The 19850-nt window shown below is 41.4% G+C and carries 23 protein-coding genes and 1 pseudogene; 18 read left to right on the plus strand and 6 right to left on the minus strand.

All coding sequences use genetic code 11. The annotated features are described in order from the left end of the window. Nucleotides 1-145: 145 nt before the first annotated feature. The 13 genes from prkA (at nucleotide 146) to QF06_RS03480 (ending at nucleotide 11160) form a co-directional block, all read left to right on the plus strand. Nucleotides 146-2041, plus strand: a complete 1896-nt coding sequence (prkA, locus tag QF06_RS03425) for a serine/threonine protein kinase PrkA (RefSeq protein ID WP_003233433.1) — start codon at nucleotides 146-148, stop codon at nucleotides 2039-2041. A 179-nt stretch (nucleotides 2042-2220) separates the two neighbouring features. Next, nucleotides 2221-3399, plus strand: coding sequence for a sporulation protein YhbH (yhbH, locus tag QF06_RS03430; RefSeq protein ID WP_003233432.1), 1179 nt, complete (start codon nucleotides 2221-2223; stop codon nucleotides 3397-3399). 159 nt (nucleotides 3400-3558) lie between these two features. Continuing rightward, the gene (locus QF06_RS03435; RefSeq protein ID WP_003233431.1) at nucleotides 3559-4023 is read left to right on the plus strand and encodes a MarR family transcriptional regulator; all 465 of its coding nucleotides are present in this window, start codon (nucleotides 3559-3561) and stop codon (nucleotides 4021-4023) included. Between the two features lie 35 nt (nucleotides 4024-4058). Beyond that, nucleotides 4059-4724, plus strand: a complete 666-nt coding sequence (locus tag QF06_RS03440; RefSeq protein WP_014476241.1) for a biotin/lipoyl-containing protein — start codon at nucleotides 4059-4061, stop codon at nucleotides 4722-4724. A 40-nt stretch (nucleotides 4725-4764) separates the two neighbouring features. Continuing rightward, a complete protein-coding gene (locus QF06_RS03445) occupies nucleotides 4765-6363 on the plus strand; it encodes an MFS transporter (RefSeq protein WP_003233429.1) in 1599 nt (532 codons plus the stop codon). A 22-nt stretch (nucleotides 6364-6385) separates the two neighbouring features. Then, a complete protein-coding gene (locus QF06_RS03450) occupies nucleotides 6386-6916 on the plus strand; it encodes an NAD(P)H-dependent oxidoreductase (RefSeq protein ID WP_003233428.1) in 531 nt (176 codons plus the stop codon). A 12-nt stretch (nucleotides 6917-6928) separates the two neighbouring features. Next, nucleotides 6929-7303 carry a hypothetical protein gene (locus tag QF06_RS03455; RefSeq protein WP_041851046.1) on the plus strand — a complete coding sequence of 125 codons (375 nt, stop codon included), beginning with the start codon at nucleotides 6929-6931 and terminating at the stop codon, nucleotides 7301-7303. Next, a complete protein-coding gene (locus QF06_RS20920; RefSeq protein ID WP_080332601.1) occupies nucleotides 7303-7458 on the plus strand; it encodes a hypothetical protein in 156 nt (51 codons plus the stop codon). Before QF06_RS03455 ends, QF06_RS20920 begins: the two co-directional genes overlap by 1 nt. 4 nt (nucleotides 7459-7462) lie before the next feature. Further along, the gene (locus QF06_RS03460) at nucleotides 7463-8224 is read left to right on the plus strand and encodes a hypothetical protein (protein ID WP_003245465.1); all 762 of its coding nucleotides are present in this window, start codon (nucleotides 7463-7465) and stop codon (nucleotides 8222-8224) included. A gap of 2 nt (nucleotides 8225-8226) precedes the next feature. Then, nucleotides 8227-8592, plus strand: a complete 366-nt coding sequence (locus tag QF06_RS03465; RefSeq protein ID WP_003233424.1) for a GntR family transcriptional regulator — start codon at nucleotides 8227-8229, stop codon at nucleotides 8590-8592. A 1-nt stretch (nucleotide 8593) separates the two neighbouring features. Continuing rightward, nucleotides 8594-9292, plus strand: coding sequence for an ABC transporter ATP-binding protein (locus QF06_RS03470; protein WP_003233423.1), 699 nt, complete (start codon nucleotides 8594-8596; stop codon nucleotides 9290-9292). Between the two features lie 16 nt (nucleotides 9293-9308). Beyond that, complete coding sequence (locus tag QF06_RS03475) at nucleotides 9309-10226, plus strand: ABC transporter ATP-binding protein (RefSeq protein WP_041851045.1); 918 nt, start codon at nucleotides 9309-9311, stop codon at nucleotides 10224-10226. Then, nucleotides 10219-11160 carry an ABC transporter permease gene (locus QF06_RS03480; protein ID WP_041851044.1) on the plus strand — a complete coding sequence of 314 codons (942 nt, stop codon included), beginning with the start codon at nucleotides 10219-10221 and terminating at the stop codon, nucleotides 11158-11160. Before QF06_RS03475 ends, QF06_RS03480 begins: the two co-directional genes overlap by 8 nt. Before the next feature lie 91 nt (nucleotides 11161-11251). Here the strand turns inward: QF06_RS03480 and cspB are convergent, their stop codons facing one another. Beyond that, the gene (gene cspB / locus QF06_RS03485) at nucleotides 11252-11455 is read right to left on the minus strand and encodes a cold shock-like protein CspB (RefSeq protein WP_003224086.1); all 204 of its coding nucleotides are present in this window, start codon (nucleotides 11453-11455) and stop codon (nucleotides 11252-11254) included. Between the two features lie 435 nt (nucleotides 11456-11890). Here cspB and QF06_RS03490 point away from each other — a divergent pair, with 435 nt between their 5' ends. Then, nucleotides 11891-12721 carry a MetQ/NlpA family ABC transporter substrate-binding protein gene (locus QF06_RS03490; RefSeq protein WP_041851043.1) on the plus strand — a complete coding sequence of 277 codons (831 nt, stop codon included), beginning with the start codon at nucleotides 11891-11893 and terminating at the stop codon, nucleotides 12719-12721. 2 nt (nucleotides 12722-12723) lie between these two features. Here the strand turns inward: QF06_RS03490 and dgcK are convergent, their stop codons facing one another. Then, nucleotides 12724-13803 carry a diguanylate cyclase DgcK gene (gene dgcK / locus QF06_RS03495; RefSeq protein ID WP_015383186.1) on the minus strand — a complete coding sequence of 360 codons (1080 nt, stop codon included), beginning with the start codon at nucleotides 13801-13803 and terminating at the stop codon, nucleotides 12724-12726. A 171-nt stretch (nucleotides 13804-13974) separates the two neighbouring features. On the opposite strand from dgcK, the gene tcyP reads away from it, so the two are divergent. Together tcyP and QF06_RS22315 are read left to right on the plus strand one after the other, a co-directional pair. Continuing rightward, nucleotides 13975-15366, plus strand: coding sequence for an L-cystine transporter TcyP (gene tcyP / locus QF06_RS03500; RefSeq protein ID WP_003244685.1), 1392 nt, complete (start codon nucleotides 13975-13977; stop codon nucleotides 15364-15366). A gap of 91 nt (nucleotides 15367-15457) precedes the next feature. Further along, nucleotides 15458-15559: pseudogene (locus QF06_RS22315) on the plus strand (hypothetical protein); the annotation flags it as partial. 104 nt (nucleotides 15560-15663) lie between these two features. Here QF06_RS22315 and QF06_RS03505 read toward each other — a convergent pair. The 3 genes from QF06_RS03505 to QF06_RS03515 all read right to left on the minus strand — a co-directional run bounded on the left by QF06_RS03505 (nucleotide 15664) and on the right by QF06_RS03515 (nucleotide 17375). After that, a complete protein-coding gene (locus QF06_RS03505) occupies nucleotides 15664-16233 on the minus strand; it encodes a DUF2812 domain-containing protein (protein WP_041851042.1) in 570 nt (189 codons plus the stop codon). Continuing rightward, entirely contained in the window at nucleotides 16220-16537 is a 318-nt protein-coding gene (locus QF06_RS03510) for a PadR family transcriptional regulator (protein ID WP_021479686.1), read from the minus strand. The genes QF06_RS03505 and QF06_RS03510 overlap by 14 nt, the downstream gene beginning before the upstream one ends. Nucleotides 16538-16928: 391 nt before the next feature. Next, on the minus strand, nucleotides 16929-17375 hold the full coding sequence (locus QF06_RS03515; RefSeq protein ID WP_038829229.1) for a hypothetical protein: 447 nt from the start codon (nucleotides 17373-17375) through the stop codon (nucleotides 16929-16931). A gap of 149 nt (nucleotides 17376-17524) precedes the next feature. On the opposite strand from QF06_RS03515, the gene QF06_RS03520 reads away from it, so the two are divergent. Together QF06_RS03520 and QF06_RS03525 are read left to right on the plus strand one after the other, a co-directional pair. Then, the gene (locus QF06_RS03520; RefSeq protein ID WP_043940083.1) at nucleotides 17525-18100 is read left to right on the plus strand and encodes a YhcN/YlaJ family sporulation lipoprotein; all 576 of its coding nucleotides are present in this window, start codon (nucleotides 17525-17527) and stop codon (nucleotides 18098-18100) included. Nucleotides 18101-18220: 120 nt separating this feature from the next. Beyond that, the gene (locus QF06_RS03525) at nucleotides 18221-19189 is read left to right on the plus strand and encodes a hypothetical protein (protein ID WP_043940084.1); all 969 of its coding nucleotides are present in this window, start codon (nucleotides 18221-18223) and stop codon (nucleotides 19187-19189) included. Here QF06_RS03525 and QF06_RS03530 read toward each other — a convergent pair. After that, nucleotides 19121-19774, minus strand: coding sequence for a spore coat protein (locus QF06_RS03530; protein WP_043940085.1), 654 nt, complete (start codon nucleotides 19772-19774; stop codon nucleotides 19121-19123). The genes QF06_RS03525 and QF06_RS03530 overlap by 69 nt on opposite strands. Between the last annotated feature and the right edge of the window lie 76 nt (nucleotides 19775-19850).

Genomic DNA, 19850 nt, shown 5'->3' on the forward strand with positions numbered 1-19850 from the left:
TATGAACGGTCGCGGTCTGCCTTGTCAACGATGTATAAGTATCTTTATTTTTAAGAAACCAAAGCATGTATCACGGGATGGCGGCATAGATTGTATCAAAGTACCTTATTTGCATAGTGTATCAAACATGATAGAGGAGGTCCTTATGGATATATTAAAGAAAATTGAAAAGTACAGAGAGGAAGAGCAGCGGCTGAAATGGGAAGGAACTTTCGCCGATTATTTGGAGATTATTAAAGAAAATCCGATGGTCGCGCAATCTGCTCATTCTCGAGTTTTTAATATGATAAAAGACAGCGGGATAGAGGAGATTGACGGACGCAAGAAGTACAGTTTTTTTGACCGCGAGCTGTTCGGGCTTGAAGAATCTCTGGAGCGTCTTGTGGAAGAGTATTTTCATCCGGCTGCCAAACGTCTAGATGTCAGAAAGCGGATTCTATTGCTGATGGGGCCTGTGAGCGGCGGTAAATCCACGCTGGTCACAATGCTTAAAAAAGGTCTCGAAGCGTACACGCTGACAGATAATGGCGCTGTATATGCGATTAAAGGCTGCCCGATGCACGAGGACCCTCTACATTTAATCCCCCATCATTTACGCGATGACTTTTACAGGGAATACGGCATTAGAATAGAAGGAAGTCTTTCTCCTTTAAATGTCATGAGGCTGGAGGAAGAGTACGGAGGAAGAATTGAGGATGTGAAGGTGGAGCGCATCTTCTTTTCAGAAGATAAGCGTACGGGAATTGGAACATTCAGTCCCTCTGATCCGAAATCTCAGGATATTGCCGATTTGACGGGGAGTATTGATTTCTCAACAATCGCCGAGTACGGTTCAGAATCAGATCCGCGTGCTTACCGGTTTGACGGAGAGCTGAATAAAGCGAACCGCGGGATGATGGAGTTTCAGGAGATGCTGAAATGTGATGAGAAATTTCTCTGGCATTTGCTTTCCTTGACACAGGAAGGGAATTTTAAAGCTGGGCGGTTTGCGTTAATTTCTGCTGATGAGCTGATCGTGGCTCACACGAATGAAACGGAGTATCGCTCATTTATTTCTAATAAAAAGAATGAAGCCCTGCACTCAAGAATCATCGTGATGCCGGTTCCTTATAATTTAAAAGTGTCTGAGGAAGAGAGAATTTATGAAAAAATGATTGCAGAAAGCGATGTGGCGGATGTTCATATTGCCCCGCATACGTTGAAGGTCGCCGCGATGTTCTCAATCCTTACCCGGTTAAAAGAGCCGAAGCGGTCGGATATTGATCTGGTCAAGAAAATGAGACTGTATGATGGAGAAAGTGTGGAAGGATATAATTCTGTCGACGTTGAGGATATGAAAAAAGAATATAATGATGAAGGCATGAGCGGCATTGATCCGCGGTACGTGATCAACCGGATTTCTTCAACGATTATCAGAAAAAATATGGAATCGATTAATTCTCTCGATGTCCTTCGTTCCTTAAAAGAAGGTCTTGATCAGCACCCATCAATTTCAAGCGAGGACAGGGAGCGGTATTTGAATTTTATTTCTGCCGCCCGCAAGGAATATGACGACATTGCGAAAAAGGAAGTTCAAAAAGCGTTTGTGTATTCATATGAAGAATCAGCAAAAACACTTATGGACAATTACCTCGATAACGTAGAGGCTTATTGCAATAAAAACAAGCTTCGTGATCCTTTGACAGGAGAGGAAATGAACCCTGACGAAAAGCTGATGAGATCCATCGAAGAGCAGATCGGCATTTCGGAAAACGCCAAAAAAGCGTTCCGCGAAGAAATTTTAATCCGCATCTCAGCCTATGCGAGAAAAGGCAAGCGGTTTGATTACAATTCCCATGAAAGACTGCGTGAAGCTATTCAGAAAAAGCTGTTTGCTGATCTGAAGGATGTCGTTAAAATTACGACCTCAACAAAAACGCCGGATGAGCAGCAGCTGAAAAAGGTAAATGAAGTCGTGGCCCGTTTAATTGATGAGCACGGCTACAACTCGACGAGCGCCAATGAGCTGCTGAAATATGTCGGCAGCCTGCTGAACCGATAAGCAACGTGACCCGTCCGAATAGGGCGGGTTATTTTGTCCCATTTTCTAAATAGTTTGTCAATTAAACATGCATATGTGCATATGATGAATATAAATCTTTTCAAAAGACTTGTTTCATAATCTGGCACAAGCCGGAATACGTATGTATCACGACCACAAATGGTTAAGGAGGGGAATTCATGTCCCAAAATGACAGCGGCCATTTTTTGATTTCTGAGGAAAACTGGTCCCTCCATCGCAAAGGCTTCGATGACCAGCAGCGCCACCAGAAAAAAGTGCAGGAAGCGATCAAAAACAATCTTCCGGACCTCGTAACTGAGGAAAGCATTATTATGTCTAATGGAAAAGATGTAGTGAAGATCCCAATCCGTTCACTTGATGAGTATAAAATCCGTTATAACTATGATAAAAATAAACATGTAGGGCAAGGAGACGGCGAGAGCCAGGTTGGAGATGTTGTGGCCCGGGATGGATCAGACAAAAAACAAGGGCCTGGAAAAGGGCAGGGTGCCGGTGATCAGGCAGGCGAGGATTATTATGAAGCGGAAGTTTCATTAATGGATTTAGAAGAAGCGCTTTTTAAAGAATTAGAGCTTCCGAATCTCCAGCAAAAAGAGCGGGACAATATCATTCATACAGATATCGAGTTTAATGATATCCGTAAAACAGGGTTAACCGGTAATATTGATAAGAAAAGAACGATGATGTCAGCCTTTAAACGAAACGCAATGTCAGGAAAACCGTCGTTCTACCCAATTTATCCGGAGGACCTGAAATATAAGACGTGGAATGACATCACAAAGCCCGAATCAAAAGCCGTCGTTTTAGCCATGATGGATACAAGCGGCAGTATGGGGGTTTGGGAAAAATACATGGCCAGAAGCTTCTTTTTCTGGATGACCCGTTTTTTGCGGACAAAATACGAGACTGTGGAAATTGAATTTATTGCCCATCATACAGAAGCAAGAGTGGTCTCGGAGGAAGATTTTTTCTCAAAGGGAGAAAGCGGCGGAACCATTTGTTCTTCCGTATATCGGAAGTCGCTTGAGCTTATTGATGAAAAGTACAATCCCGCCCGCTATAACATTTACCCGTTTCATTTTTCTGACGGTGACAACCTGACATCTGATAACGCGCGCTGTGTGAAGCTGGTCAATGATATTATGAAGAAGGCCAATCTGTTTTGCTACGGCGAGGTCAATCAGTACAACAGGCATTCAACGTTAATGTCTGCATATAAAAATGTAAAAGATGAGAAATTTAAGTACTATATTTTAAAACAGAAATCTGATGTTTTTCAGGCTCTAAAGAACTTTTTCAGAAATGAAGAGTCTGGTGTAAGCCATCAATTTTCGTAATGAAAAGCCCATTTCAGGGCTTTTTTTTATTTAATAAAAGCAAGAAAACGCTTGCGAAAAAAATACGGGAGAAAAAGAAATTTTTCCTTTGACAAATCTTCTTTCATTTATTAATATTTTATCTTGTGAACTATTATTGAGGAATGAGGTGAAAAGGAGTTGACTGAATCAGAACGTGCTTTGCTCACTTTTGAACAGCTCTTCGATACGTCTCGGGCGATATATAAAAAACAGAAGAAGATATTGGAGATTGTGCTTGAGCCTTTTGATATTACAGTCCTTCAATATTTGCTGATGTTTAAAATTCATCAAAGCGGAAGCACCCCGCTAAGCAAGCTGGCAATGTCGCTTGATCTTAAGCCTGCTTCTGTGACGCGGATGACAGATATTCTGTATAAGCGCCAATTGATGAATCGATATGACAGTCCGGATGACCGCCGTATCGTCATGATTCAGTTAACCGAAGAGGGGGAAGAACTGATAGAAAAAGCCGCTGTGCAATATGCAAAAATGGGTGCTGGCTTGTACCAAAAGCTTGATACCTCCCAGCTGCAGTATTTGCGCAAACTAGCCGGAAGCTTAACGAAGCTTGCTGAAGGCTGTTCAGAAAAAAGCGGTAATTAAAAACTTCTCACATATTTTCACCAGCTTTCCGCAAAATGATAGAGGATGAAACGAAAGGAGAAAACAAAATGAACAGAGGACGTTTAATTCTGACCAACATTATCGGTTTGATTGTTGTTCTTGCAATTATAGCTGGAGGTGCTTACTACTATTATCAAAGCACAAACTATGTAAAAACAGATGAAGCAAAAGTAGCGGGCGATATGGCTGCTATTACTGCTCCAGCAGCAGGTAAAGTATCTGACTGGGATCTGGACGAAGGAAAAACAGTGAAAAAAGGCGACACAGTTGCAAAAATCAAAGGTGAACAAACTGTTGACGTAAAATCCATTATGGATGGCACAATTGTGAAAAACGAAGTGAAAAACGGACAAACCGTACAAGCTGGTACAACAATTGCACAAACGATTGACATGGACAACCTATACATCACAGCAAATATTAAAGAAACAGATATTGCGGATATTGAAGTAGGAAATAGTGTAGACGTAGTAGTTGACGGAGACCCTGATACAACATTTGACGGTACTGTAGAAGAAATTGGCTATGCGACTAACTCAACTTTTGATATGCTTCCATCTACAAATTCAAGCGGAAACTACACAAAAGTAACACAAAAAATTCCTGTGAAAATTTCAATCAAAAACCCATCTGATAAGGTGCTTCCTGGAATGAATGCATCTGTTAAAATTTCTGAGTAAAACAGATCAGTCATCAAACCATGAAAGGAGGTTGTCTTAGATGGCTACAGGCAAAGAAAAAAATGCAAAAAACCCTATGTCATTGCTGATTGTGCTAATGGCGGGTTTATTTTTGGCAATCCTAAACCAAACACTGCTTAATGTTGCAATGCCGCACTTAATGACTGAATTTGGCGTAAGTGCAACGACGATTCAGTGGCTTACAACAGGTTACATGCTTGTTAACGGTGTATTGATTCCGTTATCTGCTTTCCTGATTACACGATTTGGCCAGCGGAGTCTCTTTCTCGTCGCGATGTTTTGTTTTACGCTCGGTACGTTAGTCTGCGGTATCGCGCCTAACTTCTCTACAATGCTGATCGGCCGTTTGATTCAGGCCGTGGGCGGAGGTATCTTGCAGCCGCTCGTTATGACAACCATTCTGTTAATTTTCCCGCCTGAAAGCAGGGGGAAAGGAATGGGGATTTTCGGGCTAGCGATGATGTTTGCTCCAGCGGTCGGCCCGACTCTTTCCGGATGGATTATTGAGCATTATACATGGCGCATTATGTTTTACGGACTTGTGCCGATCGGCGCAATTGTAATCATTGTGGCTTTCTTCATCTTTAAAAATATGGTGGAGCCGCAAAAAATCAAACTCGATACTCTTGGCGCAATCCTCTCGATTGTCGGATTCGCCTCCTTATTATACGGGGTCAGTGAAGCCGGATCTGACGGCTGGACCGACCCGATTGTATTGTCTACAGTTATTATCGGAGCCATTGCAATTGTTGCTTTTGTTGTTCAGCAATTGCGTCATGATGATCCGATGCTTGATTTCAGAGTGTTTAAATATGACATTTTCTCACTCTCGAGTGTCATTAATATCATTATAACAGTGGCACTTTACACTGGTATGTTCCTTTTACCGATCTATCTGCAAAACCTGGTCGGCTTTACGGCGCTTCAATCCGGTCTGCTTCTGCTTCCGGGTGCGATCGTTATGCTGATTATGTCACCGATCTCAGGTATTTTGTTCGATAAATTCGGACCGAGACCGCTTGCGATTATCGGGCTTCTCGTGACAGTGGTAACAACATATCAATACACGCAATTGACAATTGATACACCATATACACACATCATGCTGATCTATTCAATTCGTGCATTTGGTATGTCTCTCTTAATGATGCCAGTCATGACAGCCGGGATGAACCAGCTTCCTGCCCGTCTGAACAGCCACGGAACGGCGATGAGCAACACGCTTCGCCAAATCAGCGGATCAATCGGAACAAGTTTAATTACGACGATTTATACAAACCGGACGACATTCCATTATTCACAAATTGCAGATAAAACAAGCACGGCGGACCCGAACTTCCTCCATGCGTTCCAAAATGCAGTTTCGAATTTAATGGTGAATATGAATGTGTCTTATGATACGGCGAAAACATATGTGTACTCACATATTTATAAACACGCGTCACTCGATTCCAATGTCATGGGGATAAATGATGCCTTTATGTGGGCAACCTTATTCTGTGTAGCAGGTTTGATTTTAAGTATCTTCCTGCGTGACGTCAGAAAAGATAAATTGCGTAAGAAGAAAAAAGAGGAGCTTTCATTACTTCCTGCTCCAAAAGAAGCTAAGGAATCTTAATCTGTACAGGGAGGTTTCCTGAATGAAAATTTATGTAGTGTATGATAGTGAAGGCGAACATACTAAAGTGCTTGCAGAAGCGATTGCTGAAGGCGCGAGAGAAAACGACGCGGCTGAAGTGTTCATCGACCATGTAGATCAGGCTGATATCCGCAAGCTTAAAGATATGGATGCGATTATTTGGGGATGCCCAGGGCATTTCGGAACAATCAGCTCCGGTCTTAAAACTTGGATCGACAGACTTGGCTACTTGTGGGCTGAAGGCGAGCTGATCAACAAAGTCGGTGCTGTCTTCTGCACAACGGCAACAACACACGGCGGCTTGGAAATGACAATGCACAATTTAATCACGCCGATGTTCCACCAAGGCATGATTGTTGTCGGACTGCCTGGCAACGTGCCTGAAAACGCACTTTATGGCTCTTATTACGGAGCAGGTGTCACTTGTCCGGTAGACAGTGATGAGTTAATGTCTGAGGAAGGTATTCAGCTTGGACGCGCGTTGGGAAGACGTGTCAGCCAAGTCACAGGAAACCTAACAGCAGGACAGTAAGGAGAGGTTGAAATGGCCATTATTATAGCAATAATTGCTGCTGTCATTGTCATTGCGGCCCTTATTACATTTAACGTCCGCAACGCCTCACCTGGACCTGAGAAGCAAGAAGCAACCGATAAAATCGCACCTCCAGAAGAGGAAAAAAACGAAGCGCATTACCCTGCTGAAGCAAGGGCTGCCGAGCATACGCCATCCGTTGTCAAAAACGATTCTCCAAAAGAGAAGCGTGACACAATGGGTGATAATATTTACAGGCAGGCGCTGCAAAAGTTTAAGCATTCTGATGAAGTTCATGCAGAAGAAGAGGTCACTGAGGAAAGTGACAAAATGCAGGACCGCAGCTATCGTGATGCGCTGCTCTCTATGAAAAATAAGAAAAAGTAATGAAAAAGGCAAATCCGTTTACTCATGCGGGTTTGCCTTTTTTGCTGTTTCCATCAATTCGGTTTTTATCAAATAAATCCATGGAATATGTTGTATTCCATCTTGATCTAGTGTACTATGTTACTCATACACCGAGGGTTTTTTCCGGGAGGTAAAGACATGAATTCTTTTTTAGGTTTATTAAAGAAAGATATCAAGCTTTCAAGAATGTGGCTGCTAGTATGGATATGCGGAATCATTTTCTTATTGGGAACAGGCCATATTATAGCTTCTCGCACGAAAGAACCTCTAGTCATTTTTGGTTTTTTTGTTGCAGTTGCTTTTTTTCTGCTTTTCTTATCTCCTGTTTTTGTGTTTTATCACCTTCGCAAGGAAGGGAAATCACAGCTTTGGCTGTACAATCCAAATGGCGGCTTATGGCTGTTTTCTTCTAAATTGGCAGCATCTTTGCTCTATCAATTTGTGATTCAGTTGGCATTAACAGCCTATGGCATATGGATGTATCATATGCTCTCTGTAAAAAATCTGCTGGAGCATCAAGTTGATATAACGAGTACAGTGGCTTTGCTGAATATGTATGGGCTTATTTCTTCGTTAGATATGTCAGTAACAGTCATTGTGTTTTGGACTGTTTTTCACTCTCTCAGAAATTGGCGCGGAATGCGGTGGGCTGCGATGGTTCTGTTGGTCGCAATGTGGTTATTCTTCGATGAATACATCATAAGCCCTTTGGTTGAATCTCAAAAGCATTTCTGGCCTGTAACAGTCTATTGCAATTTTGATTTCCACTTCCACAATGTTTGGAGATTGGAACTAAAACCTATCCATCTGTCTGTGCTAGGGTTTCCTATTGCTATAGTCATCACATTCTTGCTGCTCATCATGGCTTCAAAACTGCTTGATCGTAAAGTAGAGGTGTAAATATGGACAATCAATTCCAATCCTCGAAACCGATTTATCTGCAGATCGCTGATCAGATCTTTTATAGGCTGGTCAGGAAGGAGCTGCTCCCAGGAGACAAGCTTCCTTCAGTAAGAGAAATGGCGATTCAAACTAAAGTAAATCCCAATACAATTCAAAGAACTTACAGTGAGATGGAAAGGCTGGGTATTGTGGAGACAAGAAGAGGTCAAGGGACGTTTATTGCGGAAAAAGCAGAAATCGTAGACGAGCTGAAAGACAAGCTGACACGAGAGGTGCTGGAAGGCTTTGTCAAGCAAATGAAAGAGCTGGGGCTAACGAAAGAAGAAATGTTAGAAGGGATTAAAACATTCACAGAGGGAGGCTAAAATGGAAATCAAGCTAGAACATGTATCAAAAAAATACGGCCGCCATACGGCCGTCAATGATGTGTCAATCACCCTATCATCCGGACGGATTTATGGCCTGATCGGACCGAACGGCAGCGGCAAGTCAACGACCCTGAAAATGATGGCTGGCCTTCTGTTTCCGACTTCAGGATTTGTAAAAGTTGATGAAGAGCAGGTTACGAGAGAAATGGTGCGTCAAACGGCTTATCTTACTGAGCTTGATATGTTTTATCCGCATTTCACTGTTAAAGATATGGTGAATTTTTATCAGTCGCAGTTTCCTGATTTTCATACAGAACAGGTTTATAAGCTATTGAATGAGATGCAGCTGAATCCGGAAAAAAAGATCAAAAAGCTATCAAAAGGAAATCGGGGCAGGCTGAAAATCGTTCTTGCTTTAGCGAGACGGGCAGACGTCATCTTGCTTGATGAACCTTTTTCCGGGCTTGATCCGATGGTCAGGGATTCCATCGTAAACAGCCTTGTGTCGTACATTGATTTTGAGCAGCAGATTGTCGTGATCGCGACACATGAAATTGATGAAATTGAGACTTTGTTAGATGAAGTAATCATCCTCGCCAATGGAGAAAAAGTTGCGCAGCGTGAAGTAGAAGATATTCGTGAACAGGAAGGCATGTCTGTTTTGCAATGGTTTAAATCAAAAATGGAAGTTTGCTAGAAAGAGGAGGAATATGATGAAAACAGTGTTGGAATTGAAAAACGTGACTAAAAACATCAGAGGCCGAACGATCATTGATGATCTCAGTTTTACGATTCGTGAAGGCGAGGTATTCGGTTTTTTAGGACCAAACGGAGCGGGGAAAACGACAACCATCCGGATGATGGTGGGGTTAATGAAGCTGTCGAAAGGTGATGTCCTCATTTGCGGCCAATCAATTACGAAAGAATATGCCAAGGCGATTAAGCATATCGGAGCGATCGTTGAGAATCCCGAGCTGTATAAATTTTTGAGCGGATATAAAAATCTCCAGCAATTCGCAAGGATGGTCAAGGGTGTCACGAAGGAAAAAATTGATGAAGTTGTTGAACTGGTCGGTTTAACAGACAGAATCCACGACAAGGTGAAAACATATTCTCTGGGGATGAGACAGCGTCTTGGCTTGGCACAATGCCTTCTGCACGATCCGAAAGTGCTGATTTTGGATGAACCGACAAACGGCCTTGATCCGGCGGGGATCAGAGAAATCAGAGATCATTTAAAGAAGCTGACCCGAGAAAGAGGAATGGCTGTCATCGTTTCAAGCCACCTGCTGTCAGAAATGGAACTGATGTGTGATCGAATTGCGATTCTGCAAAAAGGAAAGCTGATCGATATTCAAAATGTAAAAGATGAAAACATTGATGAGAACGATACATATTTCTTCCAGGTTGAGCAGCCGAATGAAGCCGCTGCTGTTTTAAATCAGTACGATTTGCTGAGTAAGACAAATGGTGTAGAAATCAAACTGGCTAAAGAAGAAGTCCCTGCGGTTATTGAATTGCTGGTGATGCAGCAAATCCGTATTTATGAGGTCAAGGTCATAACAAAATCATTAGAGGACCGTTTCTTAGAAATGACAGGTGAAACAAAAGAGGAGGTTCAGCATGCTTAATTTGATTTATAATGAGTGGCTCAAAATTTTCAGCCGTGCCGGAACATGGGTGATGATCGGAATTCTGGGGCTGACAATGGTTGGATTTGCATTTTTGGCGAATCATTTTTCTGCTGGTGAATCAAATTCCCATTGGAAACAAGAACTTCAAGCACAAAACGCCGAATTAAAGAAAGAAATCAAAGAAGATCCTTCACTGAAAGATGGGTATAAAGAAACAATCACACTCAACGACTATCGCATCGAGCATAATATCCCTAGTGACACGGGCTATACGGCATGGTCTTATGTAACGGATTCGGCAAACTTTACCATCCTTACCGGTCTGTTTACTATTATCATCGCGGCCGGAATTGTCGCGAACGAATTTAATTGGGGAACGATTAAGCTATTAATGATTCGGCCGCTCAGCCGTTTTCAAATTTTGCTGTCCAAATATATTACAGTTCTCCTCTTTGGGCTCCTATTGCTGTTGATTTTATTTATCGGTTCTACTTTATTAGGGTTGATCTTCTTCGGGACGGGTGGTGAAACCGCCGTGAACATTCATTTAATCTATAAGGATGGCCATGTCATTGAGCAAAACATGATGGGGCATTTGGCCACAACGTATCTTTCTGAATCCGTCTCGGCTTTAATGGTGGCGACGATGGCGTTTATGCTGTCTGCGGTATTCAGAAACAGCTCTCTTGCGGTTGGTTTTTCCATCTTCTTGTTGGTTGCCGGTACGACTGCAACTGCATTTATTGCAGCGAAATTTGACTGGGCAAAGTATATATTGTTTGCTAATGTCGACTTGACTCAGTATGTGGATGGCACACCGTTAATAAAAGGGATGACTATGACGTTTTCTCTCGTCATGCTGGCGATCTACTTTATCATCTTCCTGTTGCTTGCTTTCGGAATCTTCATGAAGCGGGATATTGCAAACTAATAAAAAAAGCTGTTTTGCTTATGCAAAACAGCTTTTTTGTCAAAATAAAAACTGCAGGTTTGCACCTGCAGTTTTTCATATCAATTTATGCTTACGCTTCTTTAGTAACGTTAGCAGCTTGTGGTCCGCGGTTTCCTTCAACGATTTCAAAAGAAACAGCTTGGCCTTCTTCTAAAGTTTTGAAGCCTTCGCCTTGAATAGCAGAGAAATGAACGAATACATCGTCTTGACCTTCTACTTCGATGAATCCGAAACCTTTTTCAGAGTTGAACCATTTTACTTTACCTTCTAACATGAAATTTCCTCCTAAAGCGATCATAACGCTTAAATTCACTATTCTTGCTCTTAACAAACTTTCAAGACGAAAACTCTTACAAAACTTTCTTCTTAAAGATAGTTCGAACAAAAATAATTACCTTTACTCTACCAGTAATCTTCGGAAAAAACAACTGCTTATTGAAACTTTTTTCGGAAAATACCATATTTATTTTTCAATTTGATATTTATTTGCGGAAATTCATCTGCTTTCTCGATATGTGATCATACGTTTGCCTTAGTATTTCTTCATTTTGGGAAGATAAGTAATAGGAATTGACAACCTTATTGGATATGAGTAAGGTAAAAGTTAATCAATATTACAAATGACAACGTTTATCAACTAAGAGAGCGTATGATTTTTATGTCTGATATTGCTTGCATGCTCTAATACATAGATAGGAGTATGGTCACAATGAAAAAGTGGCTTATATGCAGTTTTGTCCTTGTTCTTCTCGTTTCATTTACTGCATGTTCACCGTCTGCAGAACATGAATCGATAAAAATCGGGATTGCTGAGTCTGACGGGGCAATATGGAACTATATTGCTCAAAAGGCTGAAGAGGCAGGGCTGGATATTCAGCTGATCCCTTTTTCTGATTATGCGGAGTCTGATATCGCACTTGCTAACAAAGAAATTGATGCCAACGCCTTTCAAACCATTTCATATTTTCAGTCGTTCACTCAAAAATACAAACTTAATTTGGCACCGCTCGGAACGACTTACATAACGCCCATGGGCATTTATTCAAAACGATATGACCGAATCCTAGATATACCGCGAGGAGCTGTCGTTTCTGTTCCGGATAAAGCGTTCGATTTTGGCAGGGCGCTTACGGTGCTCCAGGAAGCGGGTTTGCTAACGCTGAAAAACGGATTTAACGGAACAGGTTCAGTTGATATGATTAAAGATAATCCGAGACACCTGAAATTAAAAGCTGTCCGGCAACAGGATGCAGTAAGCGGTGCCGACGTGTTTGTCATGAAACCATCAGAAGCAAAAAAAGCGGGCCTGAACCCGAAAAAGCATACGCTAAAGAGCGGCGGACCCATGTCTGGGGAAGAGATGAATTTGATTGTTGTCAGAGCGGAGGATCAAGATCGGGAAGCGCTGCAAACCATTCTTGAGCTTTATCAAGCTGATGATACAGCGGCATTTATAGAAAAAGAATATCAGGGAGATCTTGTCCCGGCTTTTCTGCCTTTGAAACGTCTTTCAGATTGGAAGAATGAATTCGAACATTGAATTCATTCTTTTTTTTCTGAAAAACACACTCTGTTCCGTCCCGTTTCTTTCGCTTTGTAAAGCATTTGATCGGCAAGAATGGGCAAGGATCCTGGCTGTTCCGTATTATTGGGGTAATGAGCGGCCCCTAGTGATATCGTAACTGAAAGCTCTTCGCCGTTTGTTAATACAATCGGTGCATCACTTACAGTGCTCCTGATCCGTTCAGCGATCCGGGCAGCTTTATCAAGAGAACAGTTCGGCAGGAGAACGGCAAATTCTTCACCGCCGATCCGAGCGGCAGGATCAGTATTTCGGATGCTCTGCTTCAGACGTAACCCCAGCTCTTTGAGCACCTGATCTCCTTCATGATGGCCATATTGGTCATTGATGGTCTTAAAATGATCGATATCCATATAAATCAGTGCAAATTGAAAATGCGGGGTATCGGCCGCCTGCTGATACAGAGCTTTTGTGGTTTCTTCAAACTTTCTTCGGTTATACACGCCTGTTAAAAAGTCAAAGTGCGCCTGAAACTTATATTGTTTAAAAAGAAGATGTGCATTTGTTTCATGATCAATAATATATAAACTGAGCATGCCGCCCGCTATTGATATGATCCAAAAATACAAATGAAGTTCGTATGAATGTAAATCTATAAGAAAATAAAAGGAAAAGGAGATCAAGCTATTTGTGATTATTAAAAGATAGAAAGCATGTTTTAGTTGAACTTTTTTTCTTCTAGAAACAATGAGTGACGGGATGGCAGCGATACAAATGATAATAACCGAGTATAGTGCAGATGTGTTCATTGTAATCAGCAAGCGGCCTGCAGTGATCATGGCCAGGGCCGTTGCCGTTGAAACCCAGCCTCCATAAAGAGCGGCAATCATAATAGGGATATTTCGAAGATCAATAATTGAATGCTGATAGGTAAATCCAAAAACCATCAGAATAACCCCGAGCAAACCGCAGGCCAGTCCCTTAACAGCTTGAAAGGATATGCTGTCTTTTTTATGTACTAGCCTTTCTTTAAACAGGTGGGTGAAGAGATAATTAAATGTGATTAAAATGGTCAAATTTACAAACAGTTCTTTCAGCAATATTATCACCCTTATATAAGGTACTAAAGATGGAAGGGAAAGAAAAGAACAAAAAAGGCATTATATAAGGTTTTTTTACTTGAATTGATAAGTTAAAATAATTCGCACTTGACCCATCGGAATTAGTGTAATATAGTAAATGAGAAAATTTGAAGGGAGAGTTTACCTGCTTTGGAGACTTTACTGGTTGTATTACATGTATTTATTTTATTTTTACTTATCTTAGGGCTCTTTGTTATGCAGAAAAAACATGTTTCCTTCTCTAAACGTGTATTTACTGCGCTGGGGCTGGGAATTGTATTCGGATTTGCGCTTCAGCTGATTTACGGCCCGACTTCTAATATAGTCATTCAAACAGCCGACTGGTTTAATATTGCCGGGGGCGGATATGTCAAATTGCTTCAGATGGTTGTTATGCCGCTCGTCTTTATTTCGATTCTCGGCGCATTTACAAAGCTGAAGCTGACAAAAAATCTTGGAAAAATCAGCGGTTTGATTATTGGGATTTTAGTAGCAACAACAGCTGTTGCTGCAGCTGTCGGTATCGCGTCCGCACTTTCATTTGATCTGCAGGCGATTCAGGTTGACCAAGGAAGTACAGAGCTTTCACGGGGACAGGAGCTTCAGCAGAAATCAGAGGATATGACAGCGAAAACGCTGCCGCAGCAGATTGTTGAACTGCTGCCTGGAAACCCGTTTTTAGATTTCACGGGAGCTAGACCGACTTCAACAATCGCTGTCGTTATTTTTGCCGCTTTCCTTGGAGTGGCATTCCTTGGAGTAAAACACAAACAGCCGGAACAGGCAGAAACATTTAAAAAACTGGTTGATGCCGTTTATGCCATTGTTATGCGTGTTGTCACACTCATTTTGAGACTGACGCCTTATGGGGTGCTGGCCATCATGACAAAAACGATTGCCACGAGTGATCTTGACAGCATTTTAAAACTGGGCATGTTCGTGATTGCTTCATATGCCGCGTTAATCACTATGTTTATCATTCATTTGCTGCTGCTGACGTTCAGTGGCTTGAATCCGGTGATTTATTTGAAAAAAGCGGTGCCTGTACTTGTATTTGCATTTACGTCAAGGTCTAGCGCAGGTGCTTTACCGCTGAATATTAAAACACAGAGAAGCATGGGTGTACCGGAGGGAATCGCAAACTTTGCCGGTTCGTTCGGTCTTTCGATCGGCCAAAATGGATGTGCCGGCATTTATCCTGCGATGCTGGCGATGATGATTGCTCCGACTGTCGGCCAAAATCCATTTGACCCGGTGTTTATTATCACTGTTATCGCAGTCGTTGCCATCAGCTCCTTCGGTGTTGCCGGAGTCGGCGGCGGAGCCACATTCGCGGCGCTTCTTGTTTTATCATCATTAAACATGCCTGTCGCGCTCGCTGGTTTGTTAATCTCAATTGAACCGTTAATCGACATGGGGCGTACTGCTTTGAATGTCAGCGGAAGCATGACATCCGGTCTTATTACAAGTAAGGTCACAAAGGAAATTGATCAAGGGGCATTTCATGATCAATCCAGAGTGATTGAAGCTGAAGAAGCGTAACATATGAAAACGTGTAATCCGACAGGGATTACACGTTAATAAGACCCATGAACCTTGTAATATAAAGGTTTCATGGGTTTCTTTTTCTCATTTTTGGGGAAGATCAGCCGGCATTGCTGATCAATGGATTGATTTAATTGAAATGAAAATTGCTTTTTTAACGAGTATTCATGGTATCTTGGAAGACGCCAACTAATCTGAGGCACACATAAAAGATTCCTGCTAGACGATGAGTATCCAAATCTAATTCAATCGTGCTTCATTGAATTAAAAAAGTTCATAATGAACCTCTTCGCATTATTTTTCTATTAACATTGAATACTTTCGATACACTTTATAGAAACTGGCCGCAAATAAAACAACCATAAGGGCGGGAAGCGACCTCAAAAGAGCAAATGGAGTTTCAAATAAAAATGCTTTCCAAAACCATTCACCTTTCATACTCCAAAGACCTTCAGTTAAATATAAACCTGAATCCTTATAGATCATATAAGAAAAAAACAAACACATGAAACCTAAACCAGAAGAATAATTCATCAATCTTTTATAATAATTACTCTTTGATTGGCGATCCGAGAAGATTTCATTTTGACCATCATCTTCTTTTTGCCAATATCGAATCCCACTAAGCCAAGGGCCATTTATATAATTCCAACCGAAGTCTTCATATATCGCTTTGTAATCTTTGAACTTTTTCTTTGGTAAAATATCTTGGTAATCCAGTCTGATCACATATCTCTTGTCGGTTTTTACGAAAGTGTATATTCCTAATCCACTAATATTTGTACAACGATAGCCTTTTTGTAATTGCTCGTTCAGCCATTGTTCCTCTTTTTCAATATCAAAAAACATCTTAAATTTCTTCATTCGATTCACTTCCTTCGTACAAGGATAAAATATGCAATAACCTATCTTGTTCCATTTTTAAAATGGCGCTTCCTTCTTCAGTTATCATGTAAACTTTTCTCCGGCCTGACTCTCCAACAGGTTCAATCCAACCATGCTTATTCAAGTTTTCAATTGCACCGTATAATGTACCCGCTGCTAAAATAACAGTACCGTTACTTATCTTTTCTATCTTCTGCATTACGGCATAGCCATGGAGCGGCTCACGCAGAGCTAATAAAATATAATGCATGGTTTCAGACAATGGTAATAATTTGTGTTTCATATCTGCACCCTCTATTCAGTTCGACTATATAGTTCAACTTAATAATAATGTAATACAGTTCAACTGAATAGTCAACAGTATTTTCCAACGCTCGAGTAAATTCTAAATGTTGAGTGTTGAAGCAAGAAACAAAATGAATAGTGTTCTGTCCTTTTCAGCTTGATGAGGGAGCTAATAATGAATCGATAAAGATTGCTTCGGATAGAGTGGCAGCATAAACAAAAAAATCCTTCAAACGTTCTCATTGAACGAAAGAAGGATTTTTTTAGCTCATCAATTGCACTCAAAAACAGGCGGGGAAATATAGAAAATTTAAAAGAAAAAACCACCTTAAAGGGCAATATAATTAACTATTTGAGCCCTTATGCAATCTGACAGGTTACACGTTTTTTTAACGGCCGGGTTCTAAGTCCTCCAACATTTCCATCATCGTGTTGTCGTCCATGACATTCATTGCGCTTTGTTCAAAATGGATGGGTTCAGCATAATGCGGCTGTCTTTTTTTCGCGGCTGTCTCAGTTTGCCTAGTTTGAGACTGTGTATGCTGATGCTGTGGTTGCTGCTGTCCTGCGTGCTGGTGCTGACGGCCATTTTGCCGCTGGCTTTGATGCTGCGAACGGTCCTGGTTATCACCGCTGCCGCCGCCAAATGCTTGTTTGACTATGTTTCCTACATTAGAAGCATCAAACGTGTTATTTTCTGAATTTCGTCTGTTCATTTGTCCTGTGATAAACCCGCTGATTCTGTGGCGGATCTGAGGTGATAATGCAGCAATAAGCATAGTTGATCCTATGATCAATGCTGCGGGGCTGATTCCTCTTCGCTGGTTGAACAACATGATCCCTCCTTTGCAGTGTATTCATATTTTCCCCCTCATTAGACAAATTAACCGTTATATTTCCCGGGAAAGCATTTCCTCCAGATTTGCATGCATAATTAAAGCCAGTTAGAAAAACCTATACGTAAAGTGATAAAGGAGGAATTCACATGCTTGGAAAAAAACAAGTTCTTGCGTCTGTGCTTCTTATCCCTTTGCTTATGACTGGCTGCGGTGTGGCCGACCAAGGTGAGGGCAGACGTGATAATAATGATGTAAGAAATGTAAATTATCGAAATCCGGCCAATGACGATATGCGCAATGTAAACAACCGGGATAATGTTGACAACAATGTTACTGATAATGTCAATAACAATAACAATCGTGTAAATGACGATAATAACAACGACCGGAAACTCGAGGTTGCTGATGAAGCAGCTGATAAAGTAACAGTCCTAAAAGAAGTAAAACATGCCGATGTCATTGTTGCTGGAAATCAAGCTTACGTTGCAGTCGTTTTAACTAATGGAAATAAAGGTGCAGTAGAAGACAATTTGAAGAAAAAAATAGCCAAAAAGGTAAGATCTACTGACAAAAACATTGATAATGTTTACGTTTCAGCTAACCCTGATTTTGTAGAGCGTATGCAAGGATATGGAAAGCGCATTCAAAATGGTGACCCAATCGCCGGATTATTTGATGAATTTACACAAACTGTACAGCGCGTATTCCCTAACGCTGAATAAATAAAAAAAGCCGCACAATTTGTGCGGCTTTTTCTTTGCGTTAATGACACACTGCGAACTCAGGCTGCATAGAGTAAAAATAAAAAGGTACAAGACGGACCGGCTCAGGGAGGGAGACGTTTGCGGGATGGCATAGGAAAGCGTGCGGCATCCGCTCTATTCCTGTGCGGAGTCCTTGTGATGCTGGCTGTAAGCTCAGCCATCGTATCAAGCGCGATGTATATCCTGTCTTTTCCAGGTCAGGCATCTGGAATAACAAAAGAACAAGTGACGAAGCACATGAAGAAAGAGTCATTCAAACAGGCCGATATTTATTACACTTCTAAGGAAAAGTCCTTACTGCCATTGATGAAAGAAACGCTTGAATATGCGGTCAGTATTAATCAGATTATGATTGGAGATTCGAATCAAAAGCCTATTGACATTATTTTTTTTCCTAATGAAAAACAGATGGAGGCTTACTCCGGTTTATTGGATGTAGTTGGTTTTTATTCTGAGCGGGAGCAGTTGATTGGACTGTTGCCTGAAGAGAAAAAGAAACTGTTAGAAGGGGACGAGGTAGCGGTTTATTTGTACCAGAGATTGTTGATTCATGAATACTCGCACCATGCGTTTCATCAGAAATTGAAGGAGCTTGAGACGGATCCCGATGAGTTTCCGTTATGGTTTCATGAAGGGTTAAGTGAGTGGATTGCGAACTATGAATTGCTCATAGATCCGATCACGTTTTCTGTCGTGCCCTTTGACCGTTTGCAGACTGATCGAGACTGGCAGGAAGCCAGAGCCGAATATGACACTGATGTCTATTTGCAAAGCTTTTATATGATCGATGAGCTGACCGGCAAATACGGGAAAGACATTATTTCAGAAATGATTAAGGAAACAGCAAAAAAAGGGGACTTTGAAAAAGGGTTTAAATCAGCAACAAAGGAAAGTCTTGATCATTTTGAAAAGGATTTTAAGAAGAAATTTGAAAAAAACAGTGCGGCATTGGATAGTATCTATCCAATGCCTTTGTTATTAGTGAAGTCCTTGCTGACCTATTCCGCCTTGTGTCGGAGGCATTTGTCCTTGGGCAGGGGCGAATGAATTTCTCAGCTGTTCCATATCCTGCGCATCAAGCTGAGGAACCTGGTAATAGCCGTGTTTGTTTTGGTATAGGAAAATTTCAAATGCCATTTCAACATACTCCTGAATTTGCGCAGACAGTACGCGTCTTACGGCCGGATTTGTCATTTCCAGAGAAGCCATCGTCAGCATAGAAGCTTGTGCTTTAATCGCGCAAAGCATTTGTCGGCTGATGATGCTGTCATCAATATCATTCATGGATTGAACAGGTTTTTTAGGCTGTGACGGCTGCATGCCGTAAACAGTCTGATTGTCTTCCTTCATCATATAAGTTGCTGTTTTTTGTGAAGGTTCGCTTCCTGTTTTGAAGCATTCTGCAGTTATATTGTATTGAGATGTGATGAATTGATGTTGACGATCAAGGATGTTTAATAATTCTTGATCCTTACAGAATTGTCTCAGCATCATAAACTGATCAAGCACAGTAAGTGTTCCGGAAAGCACCTCATGCATATCAAACATTTCATGTCCGCCATGGTTTTTATGCGGTTTGCCAGGAATACCTTTGTTCATTTGGGATTGCTGCTGCTGATTGAACTGATCCAAACCGAATTCCTCCTTTTTTTTCAGATCAGCTGTATTTTGTGTCAGTCTGCCGCTTATTATGCAGAAGCCTGAAAGG

It is taken from the genome of Bacillus sp. YP1, assembly GCF_000877815.1.
Lineage (GTDB): Bacteria > Bacillota > Bacilli > Bacillales > Bacillaceae > Bacillus > Bacillus subtilis.

Excerpts from the sequence above, each read along its gene's own strand:
- QF06_RS03450 (WP_003233428.1), top strand. The coding sequence starts at position 6,386 with ATGAAAATTTATGTAGTGTATGATAGTGAAGGCGAACATACTAAAGTG.
- prkA (WP_003233433.1), top strand. The coding sequence starts at position 146 with ATGGATATATTAAAGAAAATTGAAAAGTACAGAGAGGAAGAGCAGCGG.
- QF06_RS03490 (WP_041851043.1), top strand. The coding sequence starts at position 11,891 with ATGAAAAAGTGGCTTATATGCAGTTTTGTCCTTGTTCTTCTCGTTTCA.
- QF06_RS03515 (WP_038829229.1), bottom strand. The coding sequence starts at position 17,375 with ATGTTGTTCAACCAGCGAAGAGGAATCAGCCCCGCAGCATTGATCATA.
- QF06_RS03480 (WP_041851044.1), top strand. The coding sequence starts at position 10,219 with ATGCTTAATTTGATTTATAATGAGTGGCTCAAAATTTTCAGCCGTGCC.
- QF06_RS03470 (WP_003233423.1), top strand. The coding sequence starts at position 8,594 with ATGGAAATCAAGCTAGAACATGTATCAAAAAAATACGGCCGCCATACG.
- QF06_RS03445 (WP_003233429.1), top strand. The coding sequence starts at position 4,765 with ATGGCTACAGGCAAAGAAAAAAATGCAAAAAACCCTATGTCATTGCTG.
- QF06_RS03455 (WP_041851046.1), top strand. The coding sequence starts at position 6,929 with ATGGCCATTATTATAGCAATAATTGCTGCTGTCATTGTCATTGCGGCC.
- QF06_RS03440 (WP_014476241.1), top strand. The coding sequence starts at position 4,059 with ATGATAGAGGATGAAACGAAAGGAGAAAACAAAATGAACAGAGGACGT.
- yhbH (WP_003233432.1), top strand. The coding sequence starts at position 2,221 with ATGTCCCAAAATGACAGCGGCCATTTTTTGATTTCTGAGGAAAACTGG.
- QF06_RS03475 (WP_041851045.1), top strand. The coding sequence starts at position 9,309 with ATGAAAACAGTGTTGGAATTGAAAAACGTGACTAAAAACATCAGAGGC.
- QF06_RS03465 (WP_003233424.1), top strand. The coding sequence starts at position 8,227 with ATGGACAATCAATTCCAATCCTCGAAACCGATTTATCTGCAGATCGCT.
- QF06_RS03460 (WP_003245465.1), top strand. The coding sequence starts at position 7,463 with ATGAATTCTTTTTTAGGTTTATTAAAGAAAGATATCAAGCTTTCAAGA.
- cspB (WP_003224086.1), bottom strand. The coding sequence starts at position 11,455 with ATGTTAGAAGGTAAAGTAAAATGGTTCAACTCTGAAAAAGGTTTCGGA.
- QF06_RS03510 (WP_021479686.1), bottom strand. The coding sequence starts at position 16,537 with ATGAAACACAAATTATTACCATTGTCTGAAACCATGCATTATATTTTA.
- QF06_RS20920 (WP_080332601.1), top strand. The coding sequence starts at position 7,303 with ATGAAAAAGGCAAATCCGTTTACTCATGCGGGTTTGCCTTTTTTGCTG.
- QF06_RS03520 (WP_043940083.1), top strand. The coding sequence starts at position 17,525 with ATGCTTGGAAAAAAACAAGTTCTTGCGTCTGTGCTTCTTATCCCTTTG.
- QF06_RS03505 (WP_041851042.1), bottom strand. The coding sequence starts at position 16,233 with ATGAAGAAATTTAAGATGTTTTTTGATATTGAAAAAGAGGAACAATGG.